This window comes from Pseudomonas sp. P1_F1_2 (genome assembly GCF_056405815.1).
Genome location: NZ_JBFUBK010000002.1, coordinates 64,330 through 80,037, shown reverse-complemented (window position 1 = coordinate 80,037; position 15,708 = coordinate 64,330). Strand labels below are relative to the sequence as shown.

The window sequence follows — 15,708 nt, the reverse complement described above, 5'->3', positions numbered from 1 at the left end:
ACGAATAGCCACGAATAACGTCACGGGCAGTGCCAGGTCGCGCTGTCCTCAAGCTAAGGTTGAAGATGATGCGGAGCAAGGTGACAGGTGCGCAGCGTTGGGTCGTGAAGATCGGCAGCGCTTTGCTGACGGCGGACGGCAAAGGCCTGGATCGCGCGGCAATGAGTGTCTGGGTCGAGCAGATGGTGGCGTTGCATGAGGCTGGCGTCGAACTGGTGTTGGTGTCTTCCGGGGCTGTGGCTGCCGGCATGAGCCGCCTGGGCTGGAGCGTACGACCCAGTGCGATGCATGAATTGCAGGCTGCCGCTGCCATCGGTCAGATGGGGTTGGTGCAGGCTTGGGAGTCGAGCTTTGCCGAGCATGGCCGGCATACCGCGCAGATTCTCCTGACGCACGATGACTTGTCTGATCGCAAGCGCTACCTGAATGCCCGCAGCACCTTGCGTGCGTTGGTGGAGTTGAAGGTGATCCCGGTGATCAACGAAAACGACACCGTGGTGACGGACGAAATCCGTTTTGGCGACAACGACACACTGGCTGCACTGGTTGCCAACCTGGTCGAGGCCGACTTGCTGGTGATCCTTACGGATCGCGATGGCATGTTCGATGCTGACCCGCGCAACAACCCTGATGCCAACCTGATTTACGAGGCGCGCGCCGATGATCCGGCGCTGGACGCGGTGGCTGGCGGTACCGGCGGCGCGTTGGGGCGTGGCGGCATGCAAACCAAGCTGCGTGCTGCGCGTCTGGCGGCTCGCTCCGGGGCGCATACCATCATCGTCGGCGGGCGCATTGAGCGCGTGCTGGATCGCTTGAAGGCGGGTGAGCGCATCGGCACCTTGCTATCGCCTGAGCGCGGCATGCTGGCGGCGCGCAAGCAGTGGCTGGCCGGACATTTGCAGACCCGCGGCACGCTGGTGCTGGATGCGGGGGCCGTGACGGCGCTGTCCCAGGGCAATAAAAGTTTGCTGCCGGTGGGCGTGAAGCTGGTGCAAGGCAGCTTCCGCCGTGGCGAAATGGTGGTGTGCGTGTCGCCGGACGGTCGTGAAATTGCTCGCGGCCTGGCCAATTACAGTGCCTTGGAGGCACAAAAAATTATCGGTCAGTCGTCTGAGGCGATTGTCGGTCTGTTGGGTTATATGGCTGAGCCGGAACTGGTTCACCGCGATAACCTGATTCTGGTCTGAAGGAATATCTGAATGCGCGTGGCAAAAGGATTATTGGGGCTGCTGCTGGCAATCCCGCTGCTGGCTTCGGCTGAGGAAATTGGCCAGGTGTCGACGGTGTTCAAATTCGTCGGCCCGAACGACCGCATCGTCGTCGAGGCGTTTGATGACCCCAAGGTTGAAGGCGTGACCTGCTACCTCTCGCGCGCCAAGACCGGCGGCGTGAAGGGTGGTCTGGGTTTGGCTGAAGACCGTGCGGAGGCATCTATCGCTTGCCGTCAGGTCGGGCCCATCAGCTTCAAGGGTGAGCTGAAAGATGGTGATGAGGTGTTCAAGGAGCGCACATCGCTGGTGTTCAAGACCATGCAGGTGGTGCGTTTCCTCGACAAGAAGCGCAATACGCTGGTGTATCTGGTCTATAGCGATCGTTTGATCGAGGGTAGCCCCCAGAACGCGGTGACGGCGATTCCAATTCTGCCCTGGGCGCACGCTCAGTAAGCTAGCGAAGACCCAAATTGTGGGAGTGAGCCTGCTCGCGATAGCGGTGTAACAGTCGACATCAGTGTTGAATGTTGCACCGCTATCGCGAGCAGGCTCACTCCTGCTTTTTTGTGTTGTGTCTGCCAAATCGCAGGCAATAAAAAACCGACCCTGAGGTCGGTTTTTCAACAAGCTTATCGCTTATGCGGCAACAGCAAGGTTCAGAGCCTTGACGTGACCGTTCAGGCGGCTCTTATGACGAGCAGCCTTGTTCTTGTGGATGATGCCTTTATCGGCCATACGGTCGATAACTGGCACGGCCAGAACGTAAGCAGCTTGAGCTTTAGCAGCGTCTTTTGCGTCGATGGCCTTAACTACATTCTTGATGTAGGTACGAACCATGGAACGCAGGCTGGCGTTGTGGCTGCGACGCTTCTCAGCCTGTTTTGCACGTTTTTTGGCGGAAGGTGTGTTGGCCACCGTCGAGCTCCTCGAAAGACTTTTTAGGAAATAGCAAACAAAATAGGCCGCGAATCATGCCGATGAGTTGATGTCTTGTCAAGGGCGGTTGAGACGTTCCGCTAAGTGGTAGGTGTAAAGAGGCGGGATATTTATTTCCGGCGCTTGACCTGTAAACTCGCGAGCTTTGGCTCTGTGCTGTTGCGGCGCGGAGTATCGCATAAGTAGGCGCTTTGTTCGCCTGCTGTTTATCGACAGGCACAAACTCTTTCAATGAATCTGCTCAAATCGTTGGCCGCCGTCAGCTCTATCACGATGATTTCCCGGGTTTTGGGGTTCGTTCGTGACACGCTCATCGCACGTATATTTGGTGCCGGGATGGCGACAGACGCCTTCTTTATCGCCTTCAAACTGCCCAACCTGCTGCGGCGGATCTTCGCCGAGGGGGCTTTTTCCCAGGCATTCGTGCCGATTCTGGCCGAATACAAAAGCCAGCAAGGTGAGGAGGCGACGCGAACGTTCATTGCCTACGTGTCGGGCCTGCTGACGCTGGTGTTGGCGCTGGTCACGGCGTTGGGCATGCTGGCTGCGCCCTGGGTGATCTGGGCGACCGCGCCGGGTTTTACCGATACACCGGAAAAATTCGAGCTGACGACCAGCCTGTTGCGGGTGACTTTTCCCTACATCCTGTTGATTTCCCTTTCGTCCCTGGCCGGGGCGATCCTCAATACCTACAACCGTTTTTCGGTGCCGGCCTTCGTGCCGACGCTGCTCAACGTCAGCATGATCGTCTTTTCAGTGTTCCTGACCCCGTACTTCGATCCGCCGGTCATGGCGCTGGGGTGGGCAGTTCTGGTGGGTGGTCTGGCGCAATTGCTCTATCAACTGCCGCACCTGAAAAAAATCGGTTTGCTGGTATTGCCACGCCTGAACCTGCGTGACAGTGGCGTCTGGCGGGTCATGAAACAAATGCTGCCCGCGATTCTCGGCGTATCGGTCAGCCAGATTTCGCTGATCATCAACACTATTTTCGCGTCGTTCCTGGTGGCCGGTTCCGTGTCCTGGATGTATTACGCCGACCGCTTGATGGAGTTGCCGTCCGGCGTTTTGGGTGTCGCGTTGGGCACGATTTTGCTGCCGACCCTGGCCAAAACCTACGCCAGCAAGGACCGTCACGAGTATTCGCGCATTCTCGACTGGGGCCTGCGCCTGTGCTTCGTACTGGTGTTGCCGTGTTCCCTGGCGTTGGGAATTCTTGCCGAGCCGCTGACCGTTTCCCTGTTCCAATACGGGCAGTTCAGCGCTTTCGATGCGTCCATGACGCAACGGGCGCTGATCGCCTACTCGGTCGGATTGCTCGGAATTATCGTGATTAAGGTGCTGGCACCGGGGTTTTATGCGCAACAAAACATCCGCACGCCGGTAAAAATCGCAATTTTCACCCTGGTGGTCACGCAGCTGTTCAACCTGATGCTGATAGGTCCTCTGGCCCACGCCGGCTTGGCCCTCGCCATCAGCGCGGGTGCGTGTATCAACGCGAGTTTGTTGTTTTATCAACTGCGCAAGCAGCAGATGTACCAACCGCAGCCGGGCTGGGCGAAGTTCGGCTTCAAGCTGGTGATTGCCGTGCTGGTGATGTCTGCCGTGTTGTTGCTCGGCATGCATTTCATGCCAGCGTGGGATCAAGGGCATATGCTTGAGCGGTTCCTGCGCCTGGGCGCTTTGGTCGCGGCCGGCATCGTTAGCTATTTCGGGATGTTGCTTCTGATGGGCTTCCGTTTGCGCGACTTCAATCGCAAGGCGCTGAGCTGAGGTCGCGACCTCGATAAACACGGGCGAGCCGGCAGTTTTGTCGGCTCGATCACTTTGGTTACGGTGTTGCCTGTCGTCGGCCGCCGGGTGTGGTTATAATCGACCACTTTATGAGCAAGAAGCGCGTTATGCAGCTGGTTCGAGGCCTCCACAATCTGCGCCCCCAGCATCGGGGCTGTGTCGCCACTATTGGCAACTTTGACGGTGTTCACCGTGGTCACCAGGCTATCCTGGCAAGGCTGCGTGAGCGCGCGCTCGAGTTGGGCGTGCCCAGCTGCGTGGTGATTTTTGAGCCGCAGCCGCGAGAATTCTTCGCCCCGGACACGGCTCCGGCCCGTCTGGCCCGGCTGCGGGACAAACTGCAGCTGCTGGCCGACGAAGGTGTCGACCGCGTCCTGTGCCTGGCCTTCAATCAGCGGCTGAGCAAGCTCAGCGCCAGTGAATTCGTTGATACCATTCTGGTGGACGGCCTTGGCGTCCAGCACCTGGAAGTCGGCGACGACTTCCGGTTCGGCTGTGACCGGGTAGGGGACTTCGATTTCCTGCAACAAGCCGGCAGTGTTCAGGGCTTTACCGTCGAAGCGGCGCAAACCGTCGAGCTGGACGGCATTCGCGTCAGCAGCACCCAGGTCCGTAATGCCCTGGCCGCAGCTGATTTTGCCTTGGCCGAGCGACTGCTCGGGCGGCCGTTCCAGATTACCGGGCGGGTGCTGCACGGCCAGAAGCTGGCGCGCCAGTTGGGTACGCCCACGGCCAACATACAACTCAAGCGCCGTCGCGTTCCGCTTTCCGGGGTTTACCTGGTCAACGTCGACATCGACGGCAAGACCTGGCCAGGTGTCGCCAATATCGGCGTGCGGCCAACGGTTCAAGGTGATGGCAAGGCCCACCTCGAAGTGCATCTTTTAGATTTTGCCGGCGATCTGTATGACCGGCGTTTGACGGTGGTCTTCCACCACAAGCTGCGTGAAGAGCAGCGTTTCGCCTCTCTGGAGGCGCTTAAGACGGCGATCAATGCGGATGTCGCCGCCGCCCGTGCCCTGTCGCACCTAGCGCCAATCGCTAATGAAGAGCCTTAAATGACCGACTATAAAGCCACGCTAAACCTTCCGGACACCGCCTTCCCAATGAAGGCCGGCCTGCCACAGCGCGAACCGCAGATTCTGCAGCGCTGGGACAGTATTGGCCTGTACGGTAAGTTGCGCGAAATTGGCAAGGATCGTCCGAAGTTCGTCCTGCACGACGGTCCTCCGTACGCCAACGGCACGATTCACATCGGTCATGCGCTGAACAAGATTCTCAAGGACATGATCATTCGCTCGAAGACCCTGTCGGGTTTCGACGCACCTTATGTGCCGGGCTGGGACTGCCACGGTCTGCCGATCGAGCATAAAGTCGAAGTGACCCACGGCAAGAACCTGGGCGCGGACAAAACCCGCGAACTGTGCCGTGCCTACGCCACCGAGCAGATCGAAGGCCAGAAATCCGAATTCATCCGTCTGGGCGTGTTGGGCGACTTCGCCAACCCGTACAAGACCATGGACTTCAAGAACGAAGCCGGTGAAATCCGTGCCCTGGCAGAAATCGTCAAGGGCGGCTTCGTGTTCAAGGGCCTCAAGCCTGTGAACTGGTGCTTTGACTGCGGTTCGGCCCTGGCCGAAGCGGAAGTCGAGTACGAGAACAAGAAATCCTCGACCATCGACGTGGCCTTCCCGATTGCCGACGAAGCTGAGCTGGCTGCCGCGTTCGGCCTGCCGTCGCTGGCCAAACCGGCTTCGATCGTGATCTGGACCACCACCCCATGGACCATCCCGGCCAACCAGGCGCTGAACGTTCATCCAGAGTTCAATTACGCCCTGGTCGACGTCGGCGACAAACTGCTGGTGCTGGCTGAAGAGCTGGTCGAGTCGTGCCTGGCCCGTTACAGCCTGCAAGGCTCGGTCATCGCGACCACCACCGGCAAAGAGCTGGAACTGATCAATTTCCGTCACCCGTTCTACGACCGTTTGTCGCCAGTTTACCTGGCCGAATACGTTGAACTGGGCGCCGGCACCGGTGTGGTTCACTCCGCGCCAGCGTACGGCGTGGACGACTTCGTGACCTGCAAGAAGTACGGCATGGTCAACGACGACATCCTCAATCCGGTGCAGAGCAACGGTGTTTACGCGACCTCGCTGGAGTTTTTCGGCGGCCAGTTCATCTGGAAAGCCAACCCGGCCATCGTCGACAAACTGACTGAAGTCGGTGCGCTGCTGCACACCACCATCATCGAACACAGCTACATGCACTGCTGGCGTCACAAGACCCCGTTGATCTACCGCGCCACCGCGCAGTGGTTCATCGGCATGGACAAAGAGCCTGCGACCGGCGAGACCCTGCGCAAGCGGGCGATCAAAGCCATCGAAGACACCAAGTTTGTTCCGGCCTGGGGCCAGGCGCGCCTGCATTCAATGATCGCCAATCGTCCGGACTGGTGCATTTCCCGTCAGCGCAACTGGGGCGTGCCGATCCCGTTCTTCCTGAACAAGGAAAGCGGCGAGCTGCACCCACGTACCGCCGAGCTGATGGAAGAAGTCGCCAAGCGCGTCGAAGTCGAAGGCATCGAAGCCTGGTTCAAGATGGACGCCGCCGAGTTGCTCGGTGACGAAGCGCCGCAGTACGACAAGATCAGCGACACCCTGGACGTCTGGTTCGATTCGGGCACCACGCATTGGCACGTTCTGCGCGGTTCGCACCCGATGGGCCACGAAACTGGTCCACGTGCCGACCTGTATTTGGAAGGCTCGGACCAACACCGTGGCTGGTTCCACTCGTCCCTGCTGACCGGTTGCGCCATCGACAACCACGCGCCGTACCGCGAGCTGTTGACCCACGGCTTCACCGTCGATGAGTCCGGCCGCAAGATGTCCAAATCGCTGGGCAACGTGATCGCGCCGCAAAAGGTCAACGACACCCTGGGCGCCGACATCATGCGTCTGTGGGTGGCTTCCACCGACTACTCCGGTGAAATGGCGGTTTCCGAGCAGATTCTGCAACGCAGCGCGGACGCCTACCGGCGTATCCGTAACACCGCGCGCTTCCTGCTCTCCAACCTGACCGGTTTCAACCCGGCCACCGACATCCTGCCCGCTGAAGAAATGCTCGCGCTGGACCGTTGGGCCGTGGACCGCACCTTGCTGCTGCAACGCGAGTTGCAAGAGCACTATGGCGAATATCGCTTCTGGAACGTCTACTCCAAGATCCACAACTTCTGCGTGCAGGAGCTGGGCGGTTTCTACCTCGACATCATCAAGGACCGTCAGTACACCACTGGCGCCAACAGCAAGGCTCGCCGTTCGGCGCAAACCGCGCTGTATCACATCTCCGAAGCGCTGGTGCGCTGGATCGCACCGATCCTCGCCTTCACCGCTGACGAACTGTGGGAATACCTGCCGGGCGAGCGTAACGAATCGGTGATGCTCAACACCTGGTACGAAGGTTTGACCGAGTTGCCGGAAGGCTTCGAGCTGGGTCGCGCCTACTGGGATCGCATCATGGAAGTGAAGGTTGCAGTCAACAAGGAAATGGAAATCCAGCGCGCGGCCAAGGCCGTCGGTGGCAACCTGCAAGCCGAAGTGACGCTGTTCGCCGAAGAAGCGCTGAGCGCCGACCTGGCCAAGTTGAGCAACGAATTGCGCTTCGTATTGATTACTTCGACCGCCACCGTTGCGCCGTTTATCAAGGCACCAGGGGACGCGGTAGTCACCGAAGTCAGCGGCTTGAAGCTGCAAGTGGTCAAGTCGAGCCACGCCAAGTGCGCCCGTTGCTGGCACTGCCGTGAAGACGTCGGCGTGAACCCGGAGCATCCGGAAATCTGCGGTCGTTGTGTCGACAACATCAGCGGCGATGGCGAGGTCCGTCACTATGCCTAATGCCGTTGGCCGCTTTGGGCGGCTGGGCTGGCTCTGGTTGAGTTTGCTGGTCCTGGTCATCGACCAGGCCAGCAAGTTCCACTTCGAAAGCTCGCTCACCATGTACCAGCAAATCGTGGTGATCCCCGATTATTTCAGCTGGACCCTGGCCTACAACACCGGTGCCGCGTTCAGCTTTCTGGCCGACAGCTCGGGTTGGCAGCGCTGGTTGTTTGCCCTGATCGCAGTGGTGGTCAGTGCGGTGTTGGTGGTGTGGCTCAAGCGTCTGGGGCGCAATGAAACCTGGCTGGCGATTGCGCTGGCCCTGGTTTTGGGTGGTGCGCTGGGCAACCTGTACGACCGCATTGCCTTGGGTCATGTGATCGATTTCATCCTGGTGCACTGGCAGAACCGCTGGTATTTCCCGGCGTTCAACTTTGCCGACAGCGCTATTACTGTCGGTGCCGTGATGCTGGCACTGGATATGTTCAAAAGTAAAAAGACCGGAGAAGCCGTTCATGACTGAACAGGTATTGGCTGAGCAACGCATCCGCCAGAACACGGAAGTCACCTTGCACTTTGCACTGCGCCTGGAGAATGGCGACACCGTCGACAGCACCTTCGACAAAGCCCCGGCGACCTTCAAGGTCGGCGACGGCAACCTGTTACCAGGTTTCGAAGCGGCACTGTTCGGCTTCAAGGCTGGCGACAAGCGCACGCTGACGATTGCGCCGGAAAACGCTTTCGGCCAGCCAAACCCGCAGAACGTACAGATCATTCCGCGTTCGCAGTTCAAGGACATGGATCTGTCGCCGGGTTTGCTGGTGATCTTCAACGATGCGGCGAATACTGAGTTACCCGGCGTGGTGCAGGAATTCGATGACGAGCAAGTGACCATCGACTTCAACCACCCGCTGGCCGGTAAGACATTGACGTTTGACGTAGAAATCATCAGCGTCAGATCGTTGTAACTGACCGAACACGGTCACCTGTAGGAGCAGAGCTTGCTCGCGAAGGCGTCACCACATTCAGCATCAATGTTGACTGACACACCGCTTTCGCGAGCAAGCTCAGCTCCTACAATGTTTTAATTTCTTGCGCGCAAGACACGAGGCACAGCATGCAAATCAAACTCGCCAACCCCCGTGGCTTCTGCGCCGGTGTGGACCGCGCAATCGAAATCGTCAACCGCGCCCTGGAAGTGTTCGGGCCGCCGATCTATGTGCGCCACGAAGTGGTTCACAACAAATTTGTCGTCGAAGACCTGCGTGCTCGTGGGGCGATCTTTGTCGAAGAGTTGGATCAGGTGCCGGACGACGTCATTGTGATCTTCAGTGCCCACGGCGTTTCCCAGGCCGTGCGTACCGAGGCTTCGGGCCGTGGATTGAAAGTATTCGATGCGACCTGTCCGCTGGTGACCAAAGTGCACATCGAAGTTGCGCGATACAGCCGTGATGGCCGTGAATGCATCCTCATCGGCCACGCCGGTCATCCGGAAGTCGAAGGGACCATGGGCCAGTACGATGGCAGCAATGGCGGCGCGATTTACCTGGTCGAAGACGAGAAAGACGTCGCCGCGTTGCAAGTGCACAACCCTGAAAAACTCGCCTTCGTGACCCAGACCACCCTGTCCATGGACGACACCAGCCGCGTGATCGACGCGTTGCGTGCGCGCTTCCCGGCGATCGGTGGTCCGCGCAAGGATGACATCTGCTACGCCACGCAAAACCGTCAGGACGCCGTGAAGCAACTGGCTGACGAGTGCGACGTGGTGCTGGTGGTCGGCAGCCCGAACAGTTCCAACTCCAATCGCTTGCGTGAACTGGCCGAGCGCATGGCCACTCCGGCTTACCTGATCGACGGTGCTGAAGACCTGCAAAAGAGCTGGTTTGACGGTGTCGAGCGTATCGGCATTACCGCTGGTGCCTCTGCTCCTGAAGTATTGGTGCGTGGTGTGATCCAGCAATTGCAGGCCTGGGGTGCGACCGGTGCCGATGAGCTGGCAGGTCGTGAAGAGAACATCACGTTCTCCATGCCTAAAGAGCTGCGCGTGCGTTCGGTGCTTTAAAACGCTTCCCTCCCGGACATAGCGCCTGCTCAGCCTTAACGCTGCGCAGGCTGATGCGACCTGTAGCCGCCAGCACCACCTGGAGCTGGCTGACCGGTTCGCGGGCTGCACAAACGTGCAATGTCCCCGCTTGAAAGGCCCGCCCGGGCATCTGTGGTTCGCCTGCCCCATTGAATCGAACGTATTGCCTGACCGGCCAATTGCCGACAATCGGCACCCGAGCGCCACTCTCGCGCTCAACCAGCAGCGGATTGCTGCTGTCCTCCGGCCCTTTGCCACTGATGTCCAGAATGATCCGCCAGCCTTGTCCCCAGTCCCCGTTGATCCCATGAACTATAACGGTCTGGTGGCGTGTGATGGCGATTGTCCTCGCGTTGCGTAGACCGCTGGCCAGCGCCTGTGCTGCCTGCTCCCGGTGGTTCGATTCAGTGAGTGATGCGAACGCCGGACTGACCAACAGCAGAACAATTGCGGCAATTGCCAGTCCCATAAACAGTTCGATCAGGCTGAAGCCCTGTTGATGCATGGCATTTCCCTCCCTGGAGCGTTGTGTACCGCGCATTCCTTGCGCGAGTCATAGCCAAACAACCTGCCTGCGCCGGTCGAATGTTCTAGCGTGTAGAGGCAGGTATAGCCGACGGCAACGGAGGGCATCGATGGATCATCGTACAAAAGGTTTCACGCTGATCGAGTTGTTGGTCACGCTCGCGGTGTTTCTGATCCTGGTGACCCTGGCCGTGCCCGCGTTTACCCGTTCGGTACAAACCACGAGGGCCGACACTGAGGTCGGCGACCTTCAACGGGGACTCAATTTCGCCCGACTGGAGGCCATCGACCGAGGCATCACCACCCGGGTTCGTCCAACGGCCGGCGGTAGCGTATGGACCGGTGAGTTGACGGTTTATGACGGTACCGGCACGCCAGCCAATGTATTGCGGGTTGTTCCAGCGATGAGCAGTGGCGCCACTCTGACGCTAACCTCAGGTGTGACCGCTCTGGACTTCAACAGTCTGGGCGGTTTGTCGACGCCGTCCACCGCCGTGGTCATCAACTATGTACTGGGGACGCAAAGCAGGACGCTGAACGTGTGTTTGAACGGACGAACTCTATTGGGTGGAAGTTGCGGATGAGGGTATGGAGCAAGCGTGCACAGGAGGGCATGACGCTGATCGAAGTCTTGGTTGCGTTGTTGATATTGACGGTGGGGCTACTGGGGGCGGCGGCGATTCAGCTCAATGCGTTGAAGTACACCGACAGTTCACGGATGACGAGTCAGGCCAGTTTTATCGCCTACGACATGATGGATCGCATCCGCGCCAACGCCGCTGCCGATTACACGGTCGCGCCACCGACCTCGGGCAACCTGAGTGTCGCGCGGGACCAGGACCTCTACGATTTCACCACCAACATCATCAATTTCGGCGGCCCGACGGCTACCGGCAGCGTGGCACTGAACCAGCGGGTCTACACCATCACCATCAATTGGGATGACTCGCGCGCCGCCAATTCCGCCAACTCGCGCCGCAGTTTCGTGCTGACCAGTCGCGCCACCGTCGACCCGGTTTCCACGCCATGAGCCGCTGCAGCCGAGGGTTCGGCCTGATCGAGTTGCTGATCGCGCTGGCATTGAGCCTGATCGTGGTACTGGGTGTGGCGCAGATTTTCATCGCAGCGAAAAATACCTACGTCAGCCAGAACGTCTCCGCCGGCATGCAGGAGGACGCGCGTTTTTTGTTGAGCAAAATGATTCAGGAAATCCGTATGGTCGGCATGTTCGGCTGTCTGGGCGCCATCACTGACGCCACTTCGGCAGGTGATTTCAACGCGAGTCAGATAACCCCCATCAGTTGGGATAACGCGAGCCTCAAGCTGACCCTGGTGACGGCGGATGTCGGCGGCACGGGCGCAGTGCCGACCTGGACAGTGGTGTCTGACTGCCGAAACTCGGCGACCGCGTACACAGGCGTGCGGACACCTGCGACGGGATTTCTGGCGTTTCCGATACGGCGATGGGTCTACAGCTTCAGCAATAACCAGATCCTGATGGGGACCGGCGCCGGCACGCCAACCCAGTTCGTGCTGGTGAACAACGTGAGTGCGTTTAACGTGAGCTTTGGCCTCGCCAGTTCGGCCACCGATGTCGCGGCCTCCAGCTACAGCAGTAATCCGTCGGACCCTGCGCGTATTCGCAGCGTACGGCTGAGCCTGACCCTCGCCGATCCGAACAACCGGGTGCGCAATCAAACCTTCAGCGTGGTTGCCGCCTTGCGCAACCGCTTGCCATGAGGGCCACTGCCATGACGTCTTACGCTCAGCGTGGCATGGCGCTGCTGGTCAGCCTGGTGTTTCTGCTATTGCTGACGCTGATCGGCCTTTCTTCGATGCAAAACGCCACCCTGCAGGAGAAAATGGCCGGCAGCGTGAGTTTGCGCAACCAATCGTTCCAGGGCGCCGAAGCGGCGTTGCGCGTGGGTGAAAGTGCAGTGCAACTCGACACCTTTTCTCTGCCGGTTTGCAGCCAGTGCGCACCGCCGCCCGAGGCCTCGGTCATCACTGCCGCCGGCCTCAACTCCAGCTCCGGGGTGACGTGGGTCGCTTCCGGCAGTGGTTTTTACGGGGTGCAAAACATCGGCACCACGCTCACCGCCGTCAATGTGTCGAGCAATACCTCGGCGACGCTTTACCGGGTGACCGCCGTCGGCATCGCGGGCAACTCGCGCAGCGTCGTGGAGAGTATTTATGCGAAGTACTGAAAGGCTTGCCAGGGTTTGGCGGCTGCTGTGTGGCGCGGTGTTCGGGTTGTATCTATCAGCCCCGGTCTATGCCTTCACGCCTTCGGATTCACCGCTGTTAAGCGCCGCGGCAGTCGCGCCGAACGTGATGTTGTTGATCGACGATTCGGGCAGCATGAACAGCATCATTTATGCCGCCGGGTTCGATCCCACGGTCACTGGACGGACCCCCGCCAGGCAGTGCAATTATTTCGCCGGGCTGTGTTCGAACGGGAGCGATATCGTCGGTGATTCAATCTTCCTTTCCAGCCTGCCGCAGTCCGGTTGTTCCGGTGGCGGCTACGCGTTTTACAACAACAGCGTGGCGCCGCTGTGCCTGAAGCTGCCCGACCCGGTCGGTAATGAAAATACTCGGTACTCCGACGATTACCTGTCTTATCTGGTGGGGCTGGCCAACGGCAGCAACCGCGACTTCACCACAGGCTCGATTCCCAACGATTACCGCATGAACGTGGCGCGAAATGTGTCCACAGCCCTGGTGAGCAGCAACCGCGGATTGCGCATGGGCCTGGCGACCTTCAATCCGGCCAATAACAACAACTCTGGCAATGGCGGTTTCATCGCCCGGTCGGTCAGCGACCTGTCGGTAGTGAGCGGCAGCGTCACGCAGTCTCAGGCCGATACCAATTACAACAACCTGATCGCCTCCATCAATGGTTTGAGTGCCGTGGCCAACACGCCATTGGCGGAAACCTATTACGAAGTCACCCGGTATTTCCGGGGGCTGGCGCCTTACTACAACTCGACGCCCACCACTTACACCAGCCCGATCCAGTACCGCTGCCAGAAAAACTACGGCGTAGTCATCACCGATGGCCTGCCGACATTTGATCGGACCTTTCCGGCCAACGACCCCTTGGCAAAAACTTCACTGCCGAACTGGGATGGCGTGAACAACGATGGCAACAACCCCGAAGGTGATCGCGAAGGGGACACCCTTTACCTCGACGACATCGCCAAGTTCGCTTTTGACATCGACATGCGCTCCACCGGCACCGACGCGGCGGGCAAGAGCTGGAACGCCGTGGATTTCCCGAAGCAGAACATGAACACCTACACCGTAGGGTTTACCGCCGCGAATCAGATGTTGTCGGACGCGGCCGGTTATGGGCAGGGCAAGTACTATCAGGCAACCGATAGCACGGGGCTCAACAGCGCCTTGTCTTCGGCATTGAGCGACATCACCTCCAAGGCCGGGTCTGGTGGCAGCGGCGTCTCCAGCGGCACGACCCTGGCCAGTGGTTCGAGTTACTTCCAGACCAGTTATGACCCGAAAGACTGGCGCGGCACCGTCAAGTCCTTCGGTTTTAATTCGGCGGGCGCGGTGAATACTTCGGCCGTACTGTGGACAACTGACACGACCATCGTCCCGGGTGCCACGGCTCCCACCTACCAATCCTGGAACACCCTGAACAACGCTGCCGTCACGCTGACTTACAGCAGCTTTTCCCCGGCGCAGCAGACGTCGTTGAATCAAGGCTTGCCCACCGGCATCACCGGCAATGATCTGGTCGAGTGGAGCAAAGGCATCAACAAAACCGGGCTCAAGGTACGCAGCGTATTGCTCGGAGACATCATCAACTCACCTCTGGTGCTGGCGTCCCCGACGGAAAAAACCGCCTCCGATCTGGCGGGGGACACCACTTACAGCACTTACCTGAACACCAAGGCCACCACAATGAATGCCAGTCTGGTGGTGAACGCCAACGACGGCTTCGTGAATGTCATCAACTCGGCCACGGGTGCCCGGCGTTATGCCTACATGCCTTCCAGCGTTTTGCCATCGCTGCGTTACATCGCCGATCCGACTTATATCAACGGCGTGAGCCACAAGTTTCTGGTTGACGGTCAGGTCGGCGTGTTCGACGCCCAGCTCGGCGGCGCCTGGAAAACCCTGGCCATCGGCGGCACCGGGGCGGGCGGCAAAACCTTTTATGCCCTGCAATTGTTCGATGCAGCGGCGGGGAACGTCTTTAAAGCGCTGTGGGAAATCACTGCGCCTGCCATAGCCAGTACGGCGAACGTTTTCAATGATCTGGGTTATGCCTATGCGCGGCCGGAGGTGGCACGCTTGGCCGATGGTCGATGGGCGGCGTTTATTTCCAACGGCTACGGCAGCAACTCCGGAGTCGCGGCGCTGTACGTGGTGGATGTTCGTGACGGTTCGCTGATCAGGAAAGTCGTGGTCGACAGCAGCGAAACCAACAATGGCCTGTCTTCGGTGAAACTCCGGGTGAACTCGCAGAACGTGGTGCAGGCCGCTTATGGCGGAGACTTGAAGGGGCGGCTGTGGAAATTCGATCTGAGTGCCACGGCGCCCGATAGCTGGGGCGTGGCCTTTTCAGGTAAGCCGCTGTTTACCACTGCGGGCGGCTCCACTCAGCCCATCACGACGCAGCCATTGCTGGCGGACAATTCACTGGGCGGCAAGGAGGTGTTTTTTGGTACCGGAAAGTTCAACGAGACCGCCGACAAGACCAACAAGGATCTGCAGGCGTTTTATGCGGTGTGGGATGCGGACGGAGGATCGGGTCAAATCACTGTCTCCAGTTTGCAGGCCCAGGCGGTGACGGGGGGGGGCTCGGGCAGCACCGGTCAATTCATCACCACCAGTCAGAACGACGTAACTTACCCGGCGGAGAAGGGCTGGTATTTGCCATTGGTGTACAACAACGCGCTGCTCGGCGAACGGGTGCTCAATCAGGCAAGCCTGGTGCTGGGACGAATCATTTTCACCACGGCAGGTGTCGATACCACGGACCCGTGCGCCAGTTTCGGTACCGGCAAACTGGTCGAGCTGGAGGCATTCAGCGGTAAGATGCTCAACTATGCGGTTCTCGATACCAATGGCGACGGCGTGGTAGACAGCACCGATGCGGTGTCGAGCGGGGTGATTTTTACCGGTGGCATTCCGACCCTGAACGCCATCGTCAACGGAGCAACCCGTAAAATCGTGAACGATTCCAGTGGCGGTATCACCACGCTGGTGGAAAAATCCGGCGGCGGCAGCCGTCGCATCATGTGGCGCCAAATACAGTAAG

Annotated in this window: 15 protein-coding genes; 13 read left to right on the top strand and 2 right to left on the bottom strand. The window is 59.3% G+C overall.

Annotated features, from left to right (window positions below; genetic code table 11):
• The first annotated feature begins 68 nt into the window (after positions 1 to 68).
• Complete coding sequence (gene proB, locus AC1D2P_RS01020) at positions 69 to 1,187, top strand: glutamate 5-kinase (RefSeq protein WP_477757933.1); 1,119 nt, start codon at positions 69 to 71, stop codon at positions 1,185 to 1,187.
• Positions 1,188 to 1,199: 12 nt separating this feature from the next.
• Complete coding sequence (locus AC1D2P_RS01015; protein WP_046028557.1) at positions 1,200 to 1,664, top strand: CreA family protein; 465 nt, start codon at positions 1,200 to 1,202, stop codon at positions 1,662 to 1,664.
• A gap of 183 nt (positions 1,665 to 1,847) precedes the next feature.
• Here the strand turns inward: AC1D2P_RS01015 and rpsT are convergent, their stop codons facing one another.
• Entirely contained in the window at positions 1,848 to 2,126 is a 279-nt protein-coding gene (rpsT, locus tag AC1D2P_RS01010) for a 30S ribosomal protein S20 (RefSeq protein ID WP_007942340.1), read from the bottom strand.
• A 252-nt stretch (positions 2,127 to 2,378) separates the two neighbouring features.
• Between rpsT and murJ the strand changes: the two genes are divergently transcribed.
• From murJ to ispH, 6 genes are all read left to right on the top strand, one after another.
• The gene (gene murJ, locus AC1D2P_RS01005) at positions 2,379 to 3,917 is read left to right on the top strand and encodes a murein biosynthesis integral membrane protein MurJ (protein WP_046028555.1); all 1,539 of its coding nucleotides are present in this window, start codon (positions 2,379 to 2,381) and stop codon (positions 3,915 to 3,917) included.
• Positions 3,918 to 4,045: 128 nt separating this feature from the next.
• The gene (gene ribF, locus AC1D2P_RS01000; RefSeq protein WP_046028554.1) at positions 4,046 to 4,996 is read left to right on the top strand and encodes a bifunctional riboflavin kinase/FAD synthetase; all 951 of its coding nucleotides are present in this window, start codon (positions 4,046 to 4,048) and stop codon (positions 4,994 to 4,996) included.
• Positions 4,997 to 7,828, top strand: a complete 2,832-nt coding sequence (gene ileS / locus AC1D2P_RS00995) for an isoleucine--tRNA ligase (protein WP_046028553.1) — start codon at positions 4,997 to 4,999, stop codon at positions 7,826 to 7,828.
• Positions 7,821 to 8,333 (top strand): signal peptidase II, encoded by a 513-nt coding sequence (lspA, locus tag AC1D2P_RS00990; protein WP_046028552.1) that lies wholly within the window; start codon positions 7,821 to 7,823, stop codon positions 8,331 to 8,333. Before ileS ends, lspA begins: the two co-directional genes overlap by 8 nt.
• A gap of 7 nt (positions 8,334 to 8,340) precedes the next feature.
• A complete protein-coding gene (gene fkpB, locus AC1D2P_RS00985) occupies positions 8,341 to 8,778 on the top strand; it encodes an FKBP-type peptidyl-prolyl cis-trans isomerase (protein WP_175649033.1) in 438 nt (145 codons plus the stop codon).
• Positions 8,779 to 8,927: 149 nt separating this feature from the next.
• On the top strand, positions 8,928 to 9,875 hold the full coding sequence (gene ispH / locus AC1D2P_RS00980) for a 4-hydroxy-3-methylbut-2-enyl diphosphate reductase (protein ID WP_046028548.1): 948 nt from the start codon (positions 8,928 to 8,930) through the stop codon (positions 9,873 to 9,875).
• On the opposite strand, the gene AC1D2P_RS00975 is transcribed toward ispH, so the two are convergent.
• Entirely contained in the window at positions 9,844 to 10,401 is a 558-nt protein-coding gene (locus AC1D2P_RS00975) for a GspH/FimT family pseudopilin (RefSeq protein ID WP_109786298.1), read from the bottom strand. The two genes, ispH and AC1D2P_RS00975, sit on opposite strands and share 32 nt — an antisense overlap.
• Positions 10,402 to 10,531: 130 nt before the next feature.
• Between AC1D2P_RS00975 and AC1D2P_RS00970 the strand changes: the two genes are divergently transcribed.
• From AC1D2P_RS00970 to AC1D2P_RS00950, 5 genes are read left to right on the top strand one after another with little or no spacing between them, the layout of a single operon-like run.
• Positions 10,532 to 11,005 carry a GspH/FimT family pseudopilin gene (locus AC1D2P_RS00970; RefSeq protein ID WP_109786297.1) on the top strand — a complete coding sequence of 158 codons (474 nt, stop codon included), beginning with the start codon at positions 10,532 to 10,534 and terminating at the stop codon, positions 11,003 to 11,005.
• The gene (gene pilV, locus AC1D2P_RS00965; RefSeq protein ID WP_046028543.1) at positions 11,002 to 11,451 is read left to right on the top strand and encodes a type IV pilus modification protein PilV; all 450 of its coding nucleotides are present in this window, start codon (positions 11,002 to 11,004) and stop codon (positions 11,449 to 11,451) included. Before AC1D2P_RS00970 ends, pilV begins: the two co-directional genes overlap by 4 nt.
• On the top strand, positions 11,448 to 12,161 hold the full coding sequence (locus AC1D2P_RS00960) for a prepilin-type N-terminal cleavage/methylation domain-containing protein (protein WP_477757932.1): 714 nt from the start codon (positions 11,448 to 11,450) through the stop codon (positions 12,159 to 12,161). Before pilV ends, AC1D2P_RS00960 begins: the two co-directional genes overlap by 4 nt.
• Positions 12,158 to 12,628 carry a pilus assembly PilX family protein gene (locus AC1D2P_RS00955; RefSeq protein WP_477757931.1) on the top strand — a complete coding sequence of 157 codons (471 nt, stop codon included), beginning with the start codon at positions 12,158 to 12,160 and terminating at the stop codon, positions 12,626 to 12,628. Before AC1D2P_RS00960 ends, AC1D2P_RS00955 begins: the two co-directional genes overlap by 4 nt.
• On the top strand, positions 12,615 to 15,707 hold the full coding sequence (locus AC1D2P_RS00950; RefSeq protein WP_477757930.1) for a pilus assembly protein: 3,093 nt from the start codon (positions 12,615 to 12,617) through the stop codon (positions 15,705 to 15,707). The genes AC1D2P_RS00955 and AC1D2P_RS00950 overlap by 14 nt, the downstream gene beginning before the upstream one ends.
• Position 15,708: the final 1 nt, after the last annotated feature.

What these genes read in the sequence shown, in the direction of transcription:
- proB (WP_477757933.1), top strand. Translation starts at nt 69, where the DNA reads ATGCGGAGCAAGGTGACAGGTGCGCAGCGTTGGGTCGTGAAGATCGGC.
- AC1D2P_RS01015 (WP_046028557.1), top strand. Translation starts at nt 1,200, where the DNA reads ATGCGCGTGGCAAAAGGATTATTGGGGCTGCTGCTGGCAATCCCGCTG.
- murJ (WP_046028555.1), top strand. Translation starts at nt 2,379, where the DNA reads ATGAATCTGCTCAAATCGTTGGCCGCCGTCAGCTCTATCACGATGATT.
- ribF (WP_046028554.1), top strand. Translation starts at nt 4,046, where the DNA reads ATGCAGCTGGTTCGAGGCCTCCACAATCTGCGCCCCCAGCATCGGGGC.
- ileS (WP_046028553.1), top strand. Translation starts at nt 4,997, where the DNA reads ATGACCGACTATAAAGCCACGCTAAACCTTCCGGACACCGCCTTCCCA.
- lspA (WP_046028552.1), top strand. Translation starts at nt 7,821, where the DNA reads ATGCCTAATGCCGTTGGCCGCTTTGGGCGGCTGGGCTGGCTCTGGTTG.
- ispH (WP_046028548.1), top strand. Translation starts at nt 8,928, where the DNA reads ATGCAAATCAAACTCGCCAACCCCCGTGGCTTCTGCGCCGGTGTGGAC.
- AC1D2P_RS00975 (WP_109786298.1), bottom strand. Translation starts at nt 10,401, where the DNA reads ATGCATCAACAGGGCTTCAGCCTGATCGAACTGTTTATGGGACTGGCA.
- AC1D2P_RS00970 (WP_109786297.1), top strand. Translation starts at nt 10,532, where the DNA reads ATGGATCATCGTACAAAAGGTTTCACGCTGATCGAGTTGTTGGTCACG.
- pilV (WP_046028543.1), top strand. Translation starts at nt 11,002, where the DNA reads ATGAGGGTATGGAGCAAGCGTGCACAGGAGGGCATGACGCTGATCGAA.
- AC1D2P_RS00960 (WP_477757932.1), top strand. Translation starts at nt 11,448, where the DNA reads ATGAGCCGCTGCAGCCGAGGGTTCGGCCTGATCGAGTTGCTGATCGCG.
- AC1D2P_RS00955 (WP_477757931.1), top strand. Translation starts at nt 12,158, where the DNA reads ATGAGGGCCACTGCCATGACGTCTTACGCTCAGCGTGGCATGGCGCTG.
- AC1D2P_RS00950 (WP_477757930.1), top strand. Translation starts at nt 12,615, where the DNA reads ATGCGAAGTACTGAAAGGCTTGCCAGGGTTTGGCGGCTGCTGTGTGGC.